Annotated in this window: 13 protein-coding genes; 11 read left to right on the top strand and 2 right to left on the bottom strand. The window is 63.0% G+C overall.

Annotated features, from left to right (window positions below):
- From ACR2J1_RS11185 to ACR2J1_RS11175, 3 genes are all read left to right on the top strand, one after another.
- Positions 1 to 1,115: acyl-CoA dehydrogenase family protein (locus tag ACR2J1_RS11185; RefSeq protein WP_434019405.1), on the top strand; the 1,115-nt coding region annotated here is incomplete at its 5' end.
- Between the two features lie 518 nt (positions 1,116 to 1,633).
- The gene (locus ACR2J1_RS11180) at positions 1,634 to 1,789 is read left to right on the top strand and encodes a DUF5993 family protein (protein WP_434019404.1); all 156 of its coding nucleotides are present in this window, start codon (positions 1,634 to 1,636) and stop codon (positions 1,787 to 1,789) included.
- 16 nt (positions 1,790 to 1,805) lie between these two features.
- Complete coding sequence (locus tag ACR2J1_RS11175; RefSeq protein ID WP_434019403.1) at positions 1,806 to 2,369, top strand: disulfide bond formation protein B; 564 nt, start codon at positions 1,806 to 1,808, stop codon at positions 2,367 to 2,369.
- Here ACR2J1_RS11175 and ruvX read toward each other — a convergent pair.
- The gene (ruvX, locus tag ACR2J1_RS11170; RefSeq protein ID WP_434019402.1) at positions 2,361 to 2,840 is read right to left on the bottom strand and encodes a Holliday junction resolvase RuvX; all 480 of its coding nucleotides are present in this window, start codon (positions 2,838 to 2,840) and stop codon (positions 2,361 to 2,363) included. The two genes, ACR2J1_RS11175 and ruvX, sit on opposite strands and share 9 nt — an antisense overlap.
- 88 nt (positions 2,841 to 2,928) lie before the next feature.
- Between ruvX and ACR2J1_RS11165 the strand changes: the two genes are divergently transcribed.
- From ACR2J1_RS11165 to ACR2J1_RS11130, 8 genes are all read left to right on the top strand, one after another.
- Positions 2,929 to 3,630 (top strand): metal-dependent hydrolase, encoded by a 702-nt coding sequence (locus ACR2J1_RS11165; RefSeq protein WP_434019401.1) that lies wholly within the window; start codon positions 2,929 to 2,931, stop codon positions 3,628 to 3,630.
- 97 nt (positions 3,631 to 3,727) lie between these two features.
- The gene (gene gatC, locus ACR2J1_RS11160; RefSeq protein WP_434019400.1) at positions 3,728 to 4,015 is read left to right on the top strand and encodes an Asp-tRNA(Asn)/Glu-tRNA(Gln) amidotransferase subunit GatC; all 288 of its coding nucleotides are present in this window, start codon (positions 3,728 to 3,730) and stop codon (positions 4,013 to 4,015) included.
- A 5-nt stretch (positions 4,016 to 4,020) separates the two neighbouring features.
- On the top strand, positions 4,021 to 5,508 hold the full coding sequence (gene gatA, locus ACR2J1_RS11155) for an Asp-tRNA(Asn)/Glu-tRNA(Gln) amidotransferase subunit GatA (RefSeq protein WP_434019399.1): 1,488 nt from the start codon (positions 4,021 to 4,023) through the stop codon (positions 5,506 to 5,508).
- The gene (locus tag ACR2J1_RS11150) at positions 5,505 to 5,906 is read left to right on the top strand and encodes a RidA family protein (protein WP_434019398.1); all 402 of its coding nucleotides are present in this window, start codon (positions 5,505 to 5,507) and stop codon (positions 5,904 to 5,906) included. Before gatA ends, ACR2J1_RS11150 begins: the two co-directional genes overlap by 4 nt.
- 12 nt (positions 5,907 to 5,918) lie before the next feature.
- The gene (locus ACR2J1_RS11145; protein WP_434019397.1) at positions 5,919 to 6,233 is read left to right on the top strand and encodes a chorismate mutase; all 315 of its coding nucleotides are present in this window, start codon (positions 5,919 to 5,921) and stop codon (positions 6,231 to 6,233) included.
- 11 nt (positions 6,234 to 6,244) lie between these two features.
- Entirely contained in the window at positions 6,245 to 7,801 is a 1,557-nt protein-coding gene (gatB, locus tag ACR2J1_RS11140; protein WP_434019396.1) for an Asp-tRNA(Asn)/Glu-tRNA(Gln) amidotransferase subunit GatB, read from the top strand.
- 125 nt (positions 7,802 to 7,926) lie between these two features.
- Positions 7,927 to 8,901: a quinone oxidoreductase family protein gene (locus tag ACR2J1_RS11135; RefSeq protein WP_434019395.1), complete on the top strand. Its 975-nt coding sequence runs from the start codon at positions 7,927 to 7,929 to the stop codon at positions 8,899 to 8,901.
- A gap of 319 nt (positions 8,902 to 9,220) precedes the next feature.
- Positions 9,221 to 9,481, top strand: a complete 261-nt coding sequence (locus ACR2J1_RS11130) for a hypothetical protein (RefSeq protein ID WP_434019394.1) — start codon at positions 9,221 to 9,223, stop codon at positions 9,479 to 9,481.
- A gap of 77 nt (positions 9,482 to 9,558) precedes the next feature.
- Here ACR2J1_RS11130 and ACR2J1_RS11125 read toward each other — a convergent pair whose 3' ends face one another.
- The gene (locus ACR2J1_RS11125) at positions 9,559 to 10,251 is read right to left on the bottom strand and encodes a hypothetical protein (RefSeq protein WP_434019393.1); all 693 of its coding nucleotides are present in this window, start codon (positions 10,249 to 10,251) and stop codon (positions 9,559 to 9,561) included.
- Between the last annotated feature and the right edge of the window lie 699 nt (positions 10,252 to 10,950).

The following is a 10,950-nucleotide window of genomic DNA, read 5'->3' as shown; positions in this document are numbered from 1 at the left end:
CAGTCACGGTGGGCATGGGCATGACCGAGCGGCAGGGTGGCAGCGACGTCCGCGCCAACATGACCGAAGCCGGCCCGGCCGACGGGTCCGGATCGGGTGTGGCCTATGTCATCAGCGGACATAAATGGTTTCTGTCCGCGCCCATGTCGGACGCCTTTCTGATCCTGGCTCAAGCCAAGGGTGGACTATCCTGCTTTCTCCTGCCGCGGGTTTTGCCCAACGGAGCGCTGAACGGCCTCACGCTCGTACGGCTGAAGGACAAGCTCGGCAATTGCTTCAATGCGTCGGCGGAGGTCGAATTCGATCGCGCGCTCGGCTTCCTCGTCGGCGAGGAAGGGCGGGGCATCGCCACCATCATCGACATGGTGACCTTCACCCGGCTCGACTTCGGTGTGTCCTGTGCGGGGCTCATGCGACAGGCGCTCGCGTGCGCGATTCATCACGCTCAGCACCGCACCGCCTTTCAGCGCGGCCTCGTAGACCAGCCGCTGATGGGGCGCGTCCTCGCGGATATGGCGCTCGATGCGGAGGCCGCGACCGCTTTGGTGTTCAGGCTTGCCCATGCCTTCGACGGCGCGAGCGACGCCGACACTGCCTATCGCCGGCTCATGACTCCGGTGACCAAATACTGGATCTGCAAGATCGCGCCTCCGCTCATCACCGAAGCCATGGAGTGCATGGGCGGAAATGGCTATGTCGAGGAGGGAGGTTTTCCTAGGCTCTATCGCGAGGCGCCGGTGAACGCCATCTGGGAGGGCGCCGGCAATATCATGGCTCTCGACGTGTTGCGTGTCCTGGAGCGCTCGCCGGAGGTCCTGGACCGCGTCCTCGCGGAGCTCGCCGAGCTTGCTCCGGGCGAACGTCGGCTAAAAGCCGCGCTCGAGCGGCTTAAAGGTTTGGCGGGAGAGACCAAGCGCGATCCCTCCGGCGCCCGGGCGCTCGTGGAGCTCTTGGCCCTCACGCATGCCGGCGCATTACTCAACGCCCACGCGCCGCCTGCGGTGACGGACGCCTTTTTCGCAACAAGACTCCGCGGCACGTGGAGGCATACCAATGGAGCCGCGCCCGCGGACACGGCATCCATCGTTCGGCGCGCGGCGCCGGTTCTTGATTGAGGGCGGCTTAAGCCTCGGATGCGCCCAAGTGTTGCGCGCGCCAGTTTTGCGATAATCTTCTGAGTCGTGCCGCTTCGGCGGTCCGGCGTTCAACCTGATGTGAGGAGACGAGGATGCGTAAGCTGTCAATGCCTTGAGCGTGACTGCTGCGATGCTGCTTGCGGGCGGCCTGACCGGGACGGCGGAGGCCACGACCTGGAAGAGCACGCTCGGGGGTCTCGGTGTGACGAAAAATTTTTCGCCTTTGGTTCAGGAAACGGCGTGCAACGGATGGGGCCGGTATTGTCCGCCCGGTTTCCGCTGGCGTTGCAACCGGTGGCGCTGCTGGTGTCGCCCCTGCTGATCGGGTAGACGTATTTGAGGCCGCCGGTAGGCGGCCTCTTCCGCGTTTGGCGCCCCTATTGAGGCTCCGATTCAACAAGTTAGCGGTTTACGCCCCGGCGCGAATCACCGAGACTCCGTGAACTTGGGCGAATTGATGCCAGGCAGTAGCCCGGTCAAGGCGGAGGCTGCGTGCCATGATGACGTTACCTTTTCTTCTGTTTGCCTGCGGGCTCGCCGCGGCTTGGACACGGCGACGCGAGACGGCGATGGGCTTCTGGGTCGCCGGCGTGCTAATGCTCCTCGTTCTATTCCGCATGCATGTGGCCGACGTGCTCAACATCGCGCTTTAGTTTTGAGGAGAGCGGTGTGACCGCCGACCAGTCCCGGGTACTCAACGCGCTCGGCTTGATCGCCGTCAGCACCGTGCTTATTCTCGCTTTCGTGGACCAGGTCTGGTTCCGCGATCTGCCTTGTCCGCTGTGCATCCTGCAACGGGTCGGCTTCATCGCCGCTGGCTTCGGTCTCGCTCTAAATCTCATCTTCGGCGCCCGCGCAAGCCATTATGGCGTGGTGATTTTAGGAGCCGTCGTAGGCGCGATCATTGCCGGGCGCCAGGTTCTCATTCACATCGTTCCCGGCACTGGATCGTACGGCAATCCCATTTTCGGCATTCACCTCTATACCTGGGCGCTAATCGCCTTCGTGCTCATGGTCGTCGGCGCAAGCTTCATGCTCCTGTTCGATCGGCAGTTCGCGCCGGCGGCGCCGCCGCGAATGGATATTCTGTCGTTGATGGCGCTCGTCGTCTTCGGGACCATCATCATTGCAAATATCGTCTCCACACTGCTCCTCTGCGGCGTGGGACTCTGCCCCGAGAATCCGGGGGGCTATCTGATCTTCAATGACAATTTGCGGGTGACGTTAGGCTAGGCGTCTTAAGCGGTCGAGCGCGCCTTGCAGGATGTAGGCGGCCGCCATGCGGTCGACGAGTTCGGCGCGCCGCTTGCGAGAAACGTCCGCTTCAATGAGGTGACGCTCCACCGCGGCGGTCGAGAGCCGCTCGTCCCAAAAGATCATCGGCACCGACACATGAACTGCAAGGTTGCGCGCGAAGGCTCGGGTCGACTGCGTCCGCGGGCCTCCGGAACCATCGAGATTAATGGGTAATCCAATGACGAGAGCGCCAACGCCCTGCTGCTCGACGATAGCGGCGATGGTCTTGGCGTCTTCGGTGAATTTCGTCCGCCTGATGGTGTCGTAGGGCGTGGCGATGCTGCGGCTCACATCCGACAAAGCGAGCCCCACGGTCTTGGTGCCGACATCGAGCCCGAGCAGCCGCGACTCGCGGGCGAGGAGGGCCGGGAGGCGCTCGATGGTGATTTCCGGAGAAGTCTTGCTCACGGCATCAAGGGCGCTTGCCGACGGGCGGTTGTCAACTGGCGCTCCCTTCCTATAGTCCGCCTCAAGGCTTCAATGGAGCGTCTCTATCATGCAGATCACCTGGTTTGGCCATTCCTGCTTTCGCCTCGACACCTTCAAGAGCAGCCTCCTGATCGATCCGTTCTTCAACGGCAATTCGACCTTCGAGGACTCCGGGGTCACCGTGCGCCAAGCCACTAAGGGCGTGACCCACGTCGCGCTCACCCACGGGCACTTTGACCATTCTGGCGACGCGGTCGCGGTCTGCAAGGAGACCGATGCTCCGCTGATCGCGGTCTTCGAGCTTGCGATGCATTTCGGAGCGCAGGGGCTTGAGAAGGTGGACCCCGGCAATACCGGCGGCACACTGCATCATGAGGATTTCGACATCAGCTTCGTGCCGGCGTGGCATTCCTCCAGCGTTTTGGTGGACGGCAATCCAATCTATCTCGGCGCCGCCTGCGGGGTCGTGGTTCAGCCGAAGGACGGCAAGACCGTCTACCATATGGGCGATACGGCGATCTTCTCCGACATGGCGCTCATCCATGAACTCTATCAGCCCCAGATCGGGTTCGTGCCCATCGGCGACCGTTTCACCATGGGGGCCAGGACCGCGGCGCTTGCCTGCAAGCGCTATTTCCAATTCGAGGCCGTGATGCCCTGCCATTACGGTACCTTCCCTCAGCTCGATCAGACGGCGGACAAATTCGTGGCCGAAATGAAGGGACGCAAGGTGGTCGTGCCGAAGGTCGGTGTCGCCTTCGAGGCCTGAGCTTGCCCTCTGCCAGCACCCAGGGTCGGCATCACATTGCCGCCCGCGCAGGCCGGTGCTACTCCTCCGCCGATCCCATTCGCAGACCAAGAACCCCATGTCCGTCGATCGCGCCACCGTTCACCGCATCGCCCGCCTTGCCCGGCTGGCCATCACCGAGGAAGAGGCGGAGCGCCTGGAGAAGGAGCTCTCCGGCATTCTCGACTGGGTGGCCCAGCTCGATGAGATCGACACGAGCAACGTGGCGCCGATGACGCGGGTCATTCCAATGACCATGAAGAAGCGCAAGGACGAGGTCACCGACGGTTATTGCGCGGACGACATTCTCAAGAATGCGCCCAAGGTCGACGATCATTATTTCGTCGTCCCGAAGATCGTCGAGTAGGCTCGGTGAGCAAACTCACAGATATGACCATTGCGGACGCGCGCGACGGTCTGCGGCAGAAGACGTTCTCGGCCAGCGAACTCGCGCAAGCGCATCTCGACGCGATTGAGGCGGCGAACGCGGCCCTCAACGCCTTCGTGCTGCCGACGCCGGAGCGCGCGCTCGAGATGGCGGCTGCGAGCGAGGCGCGGCTAAAGACCGGCGAGGGCGGTGCGCTGGAAGGTATCCCGCTCGGCATCAAGGATCTGTTCTGCACCAAGGGCTTCCGCACCACGGCCTGCTCGCTCATTCTCGATGGCTTTACCCCGACCTACGAGTCGACCGTCTCGGCCAATCTGTGGGGCGCCGGCGCCGTCATGCTCGGCAAGCTCAACAATGATGAGTTCGCCATGGGGTCGTCCAACGAGGCGAGCTTTTACGGCGCGGTCGCCAATCCTTGGCGGCGCAACGGCTCCGACGCCACCCTTGTGCCGGGCGGCTCTTCCGGAGGCTCGTCAGCGGCGGTCGCGGCTCGGCTCTGCATGGGCGCCACCGGAACCGATACCGGCGGCTCGATCCGCCAGCCCGCCGCCGTCACCGGCACCGTCGGCATCAAGCCAACTTACGGGCGCTGCTCGCGCTGGGGCATCGTCGCCTTCGCGTCCTCCCTCGATCAGGCGGGTCCGATCGCGCGCAGCGTGCGCGACGCCGCGATCCTGCTCAAGGTCATGGCGAGTCACGATCCCAAGGACACCACGAGCGTCGACGCGCCCGTGCCCGATTATGAGGCTGCGGTCGACCGTGGCGTGAAGGGCCTCGTTGTCGGCATCCCCAAGGAATATCGCGTCGAGGGCATGGCGCCGGAGATCGAGGCGCTGTGGCAGAAAGGCATTCAGTGGCTGAAAGACGCAGGCGCGGAGATCCGCGAGGTGAGCCTGCCGCACACAAAATATGCGCTGCCCTCTTATTATATCGTGGCACCTGCCGAGGCCTCCTCCAATCTCGCCCGCTATGACGGCGTGCGCTATGGCTTGCGCGAGGCGGGCTCCGACGTGACCTCGATGTATGAGAATACGCGCGCTTCCGGGTTCGGCGCGGAGGTGAAGCGCCGCATCCTGATCGGCACTTACGTTCTCTCCGCCGGCTATTACGATGCCTATTATCTCAAGGCGCAGAAGGTGCGCACCCTGATCAAGAGCGACTTCGACACGGCGTTCGAAAAGGTGGATGTCATGCTGACGCCGACGACACCGGGACCGGCTTTCGCGCTCGGCGAGAAGTCTGGCGATCCGCTTGAGATGTATCTCAACGATATTTTCACGGTGACCGTGAACATGGCGGGGCTGCCCGGCATGTCGGTGCCTGCCGGGCTTTCGTCGGAGGGAACGCCCCTCGGACTTCAGCTGATCGGCAGGCCCTTCGACGAGGAGACGCTGTTCAGCGTTGGCCGCGTCATCGAGGAGGCCGCCGGTCCTCTTTCTAAACCACAAGATTGGTGGAGCAACGCCGCATGACACTGAAGCGCGTCAATGTCAGCTCGGGCAGCGTCTATGAGCCGATCATCGGCTTTTCCCGCGCCGTCCGCATCGGGAATATCGTTGCTGTCGGCGGCACCACGGCGGGGTCCGGTGGCAAGAAGGCGGCCGTAGGCGACCCTGCGGCGCAAACGCGGGCCACCCTTGAGGTCATCGCCAAGGCGCTCGCCGATGCGGGCGCCAGCCTCAAGGACGTGATCCGCACCAGGGTCTATCTCGTCGATGTTTCGCATTGGGAAGAGGTCGGTCGCGTGCATGGCGAATTCTTCGGCGACATCCGCCCTGCGAGCAGCATGCTTGAGGTCTCGGGCTTCATCGATCGGGACTGGCTCGTCGAGATCGAGGCAGATGCGGTGGTGCCGAACGCGACGGCTTAGAGGATGACGGATATGGCGCCACGGCAGGCTGAAGATTGCAGCACGATGGACGAGGTGCGGGCGGAGATCGACCGCATCGACAAGACACTCGTCGACCTGATCGGAGAACGCTTCGGTTATGTGGATCGCGCCTGGCAGCTGAAAAACTCTCCGGCCGAGGCGCGGGTGCCCTGGCGCGTGCAGCAGGTCATCGACAAGGTGCGGGCCCGTGCCGGCGAGAAGGACTTGCCGCCGGAGCTGGTCGAGGCGCTGTGGCGTCAAATGATCGGCTGGTTCATCCAGTACGAGGAGGAGAAACTCCGCCAGCAGACGCAGGACAAGGACTAGCGGCAGCAGTCATGCAAGAACGCGCCAACTCCGACGATCTCATCGAAGGCGAGACCGGCCCGTGGGAGATCGTGATCGGGATGGAGATCCATGCCCAGGTCACCTCCAACGCCAAGCTGTTCTCGGGCGCCTCGACCGAATTTGGCGGCGAGCCCAACAGCCATGTGAGCCTGGTCGATGCCGCCATGCCCGGCATGCTTCCCGTCATCAACGAGGAATGCATCGCCCAAGCGATCCGCACCGGCCTCGGCCTCAAGGCGGGCATCAATCTTTCCTCGGTGTTCGACCGCAAGAACTATTTCTATCCCGACCTGCCGCAGGGCTATCAGATCTCGCAGTATAAGAGCCCCATCGTCGGCGAGGGCGAGGTCACCGTCGATCTCCTCGGCGGCGAGCGTTTCACGGTCGGCATCGAGCGCCTGCATCTGGAGCAGGATGCGGGCAAGAGCCTGCACGACCAGCATCCGCAATTCTCCTATGTCGACCTCAACCGCTCCGGCGTCGCGCTGATGGAGATCGTGTCGAAGCCCGACATGCGCTCCTCGGAGCAGGCACGTGCCTTCATCACCAAGCTTCGCATCATCCTGCGTTATCTCGGCACCTGCGACGGCAATATGGAAGAGGGGTCGCTGCGCGCGGACGTCAACGTGTCGGTGCGCCGGCCCGGCGAGCCGCTCGGTACGCGCTGCGAGATCAAGAACGTCAATTCCATTCGCTTCATCGGCCAGGCCATCGAGTATGAGGCGCGGCGGCAGATCGAGATCATCGAGGAGGGAGGCACGATCGAGCAGCAGACGCGGCTGTTCGACGCCAAGACCGGCGAGACGCGCTCGATGCGCTCCAAGGAAGAGGCGCATGACTACCGCTATTTTCCCGATCCAGACCTTTTGCCGCTGGAGCTGACGCAAGACTATGTCGATGCGCTCGCTGAGCATCTGCCGGAGCTGCCGGACGTCAAGCGCGCGCGCTTCGTCGAGGACTACGGCCTCACGCCCTACGACGCCGACGTGCTGATTGCTGAGCGTGAGTCCGCGGATTATTTCGAGGCGGTCCTTGGCCGCCAAAAGATAGAAGATGGGGGCATTGTTTCTGCTGTCGGTACTGCCAGAGGAGGATCGTCCGCGACTGCAGTCGGTGATTTTGAGATAGATCCAAAATTTGCGGCGAACTGGGTCGTCAACGAGCTGTTCGGGCGCCTGAACAAGGAAGGGCGCAGCATTCTCGACAGTCCCGTCACGACGGCGCAGCTCCGCGGCATCCTCGACCTCATCAAGGCCGGCACCATTTCCGGCAAGATCGCCAAGGACGTGTTCGACATCGTCTGGAGCGAGGGCGGCGACCCCAAGGCGATCGTCGAGGCGCGCGGGCTGACGCAGGTCACCGATATGGGCGCGATCGAGACGGCGGTGGACGCGGTGATCGCAGCCAATCCCGACAAGGTCGAGCAGGTGAAGGCGAAGCCGTCCATGCTCGGCTGGTTCGTGGGCCAGGCGATGAAGGCGACCGGCGGCAAGGCGAGCCCACAAGCCGTCAACGATCTCCTCAAGGCCAAGCTCGGCATCGAGTAGGTCTATTCGTGTTTGAAAGACCGTCATGGCCGGGCCTGTCCCGGCCATCCACGTTTTGGCGCCAAAAAAGCCGCCTATGCCCGGCATAAAGCCGGGCATGACAACGAGAGATGCGGAGTAAAAGCATGACCCACGCGATCCGCGTGCATGACTATGGCGGGCCGGACGTCCTCAAATGGGAAGTGGTCGAGGTGGGCGAGCCCGGTCCCGGCGAAGTCCGCATCCGCCAGACCGCCATCGGCCTCAATTTCATCGACGTGTATATGCGCACCGGGTTGTACCCGCAGGATGCGCTGCCCTTCGTTCCCGGCTCCGAGGCCGCGGGCGTCGTCACGGCGGTGGGCGAGGGCGTGCGTGACCTGAAGGCCGGACGCCGGGTCGCCTATGCCGGGCCGGTCGGCGCCTATGCGCAAGAGCGGCTGATCGCGGCGGACCGGGTGGTGAAGCTTCCCGACGCGATCGACGACGAGACCGCGGCGGCGATCATGCTCAAGGGCATGACGGCGCAATATCTCCTCCGCCAGACCTACAAGGTCGGGCCGAAGACGACGCTGCTGTTTCATGCCGCGGCGGGCGGCGTCGGGCTGATCGCCTGCCAATGGGCGGCTGCGCTCGGCGCCACGGTCATCGGCACGGTGGGCTCGGCCGGAAAGGCTCTGATCGCGCGGGCGCATGGCTGCACCCATGTCATCAACTATAAGGAAGAGGACTTCGTCCCGATGGTGAAGGCCTACACCAAGGATAAGGGCGTCGACGTCGTCTACGATTCCGTGGGCAAGGATACCTTTCCCGGCTCGCTCGATTGCCTAAAGCCGCGCGGCATGTGGGTGAGCTTCGGCCAGTCGTCGGGGCCTGTGCCGGAGTTCAAGATCACGCTGCTGTCACAGAAGGGCTCGCTTTTCGCGACGCGGCCCTCGCTCAACCACTATACCGCGAACCGCAAGGACCTTGTCGCGACCGCGAACGATCTATTCGACGTCCTGAAGAGCGGCGCGGTGAAGATCGCCGTCGATCAGAGTTATGCGCTGGCCGAAGCGGCCCGCGCCCATGCCGATCTCGAGGCGCGGCTGACCACGGGATCGACCGTGCTCAGGCCCTAGGCGCTTCGGTCCAGCCTGCGCAAATCGGCTTCAGGCGCATTCGGCGAAAACGTTTCTTGGTTGACGGGGTGTGAGCGCGATTGGTCAAGAAATCCTTGACGCGAGCCTAGATTAACCAATGCCCCGCGCATGCGCTCGCAGCATAAACCAATATTACTGGGCATTATTGTTTTGGTGAGTTTGCATTAATCACGCTCCTTCATGAGTTGTTGAAGCTGCGGACGCATGATTACCCCCATCAGAACGTCATTTCTTTCGGATCAACCTTAAGACTGACAGTTGTTCGAAGATTCAGGGGTTGCAAGGGGGACTATAGACGATGGCACGGATGATTGTGGAGAGCGTCGAGCTCGCGGCCCAGACGGGTGCGCCGGACGCTTTATTCGAGTTGGGAATGCAATACGCCACGGGCAAGGACGTAAACCCGGATCTCGTCGTGGCGCATAAATGGTTCAATCTGGCGGCCGCGCGCGGCAATCACGAAGCCCGGTCGCACCGGGTCGAGCTCGCCCGCGAGATGTCTGCCGAGCAGATCGCCGAGGCACAGCGGCTCGCCCGCAAGTGGTTGCAGACGCACTAAAAACACAGCCGCGAAAAGCGGGAGGTGTGATGGCCGGCTTTTGCCGGCCATTTCCTTTCAGGGGGGAGAGGCCGCCGCTATTGCAGAGCGTCGGGCTCCGGTTCCGAGCAGGTCCGGAACAGCGAGCGCATGCAGCGCCAGCTTTTGCGCGTGAACCCGCCGACCGCTGAGCCCATCCGCTGTGCCCGGCTTGCGCTGGGCTCGCTCGGCACGATCGAGGCCGTGGTGGCTTGCGCTGACGTCGGGGCAGGGGTGTCCATCTGCGGCGCCGCCTGAAGCGAGAGCGACTCCGACTGATGCGGTGCAGCGGTGGCCTGCGATTCTGGGGGCAATGTGGTTTGCGGCGCTTCCGCTTCGTGCGAGCCGCCAATCTTGCGCCAGCGATCGCGAGAGGCGCTATAGGCGCGACCTCCCAGCTCGACCAGGGATTTCGGCGCGCCGCCTTTGGGCTTCTCGAAGGCCTGTTGCTCGCGTGCGATCTTTTTCTGAAGCTTGTGGACCTTTGGTTCCGCGATGTCCGCCGGCGACATCGCCGGGCCGTCATAGGAATAGACTTTCTCGATGCCGGCGCAGCTCGGATCGGCGCGCTGCGCGGTGCAGGAGGCGTGCTTGCCCTCTTTCGCGGTGCGCACAACGCAATAAAGCTTGAGCGCATCGGAAGGCCGCGAGCTTTGCCCGGTCACGCGGCAGACATAGGTTTGATTGGGGTTATCGCAGGTCACGCAATAGGCGACGTCCGCTGCCGCAGCCTGTCCTGTGAACAGCGCCAAGAAACCCGCAGCGAAAGCGAGTCGTCCGAGCGTTCTCGGGCAGTTGCGCCAGCGCATTGCTTTCCCCGTATCCAAGGTAGTGATTCTAACACAAACCGAGTCGGTTGCCTTCCCCTCAAACTCTATCGATATCCAATGGGTTAGAACGAAAGATGGCAGGAATTTGAAGGTTTGACCGACGGCCCTTCACCTTTGCCAGTTGGGGAGGGCGAGGGACTTAGGCTCGGGAAGTCTTGCCCCGCACCGCTTGCGTCGAGTAGGAGTGACGGACCGGCGACGTGGCCGAGAGGCTGAAGGCGGCGCTTTGCTAAACCGAATGTGGTCGTGACGCGCTATCCCGGTTAGTCCTCGCAGAGCCCGGTTTTCTGCGATTGCACTACCTCCCACCGACCGGGTGAGACCGTGCGGTGTCGGATCGTCCCATGCTGTCCGGTGCCAATTCCGGTGCCAAAAATGCGCCACGGGCAAAATTTTCGCAAACTTCGCGAGATCACCGGTAGCCCTGGAAGGGGGTGTGCGAGCGCCGGATGTGCGAGCGATAATGCCAGCCGAACAAGACATCGTGGCAGGAGCGCGCCGATGCCTCTCACGCGGCTCAAAGACGATTACCTAGAACAGGACGGTGTTCGGTTTTTGATGGAGGACGAGAACGGAAGCACGGTCGCATGCAGGGTGAGCCACGAAGCACTGCGGGATCAT

It is taken from the genome of Methyloceanibacter sp., from assembly GCF_050999895.1.
Lineage (GTDB): Bacteria > Pseudomonadota > Alphaproteobacteria > Rhizobiales > Methyloligellaceae > Methyloceanibacter.
The sequence above is the reverse complement of the archived record's forward strand: the minus strand, read 5'-3'. Positions and strand labels throughout refer to the sequence as shown.

Coding starts and splice junctions, on each gene's coding strand:
- ACR2J1_RS11145 (WP_434019397.1), top strand. CDS start 5,919: ATGGCGCCACGGCAGGCTGAAGATTGCAGCACGATGGACGAGGTGCGG.
- ACR2J1_RS11165 (WP_434019401.1), top strand. CDS start 2,929: ATGCAGATCACCTGGTTTGGCCATTCCTGCTTTCGCCTCGACACCTTC.
- ACR2J1_RS11150 (WP_434019398.1), top strand. CDS start 5,505: ATGACACTGAAGCGCGTCAATGTCAGCTCGGGCAGCGTCTATGAGCCG.
- gatC (WP_434019400.1), top strand. CDS start 3,728: ATGTCCGTCGATCGCGCCACCGTTCACCGCATCGCCCGCCTTGCCCGG.
- gatB (WP_434019396.1), top strand. CDS start 6,245: ATGCAAGAACGCGCCAACTCCGACGATCTCATCGAAGGCGAGACCGGC.
- ACR2J1_RS11130 (WP_434019394.1), top strand. CDS start 9,221: ATGGCACGGATGATTGTGGAGAGCGTCGAGCTCGCGGCCCAGACGGGT.
- ACR2J1_RS11135 (WP_434019395.1), top strand. CDS start 7,927: ATGACCCACGCGATCCGCGTGCATGACTATGGCGGGCCGGACGTCCTC.
- ACR2J1_RS11180 (WP_434019404.1), top strand. CDS start 1,634: ATGATGACGTTACCTTTTCTTCTGTTTGCCTGCGGGCTCGCCGCGGCT.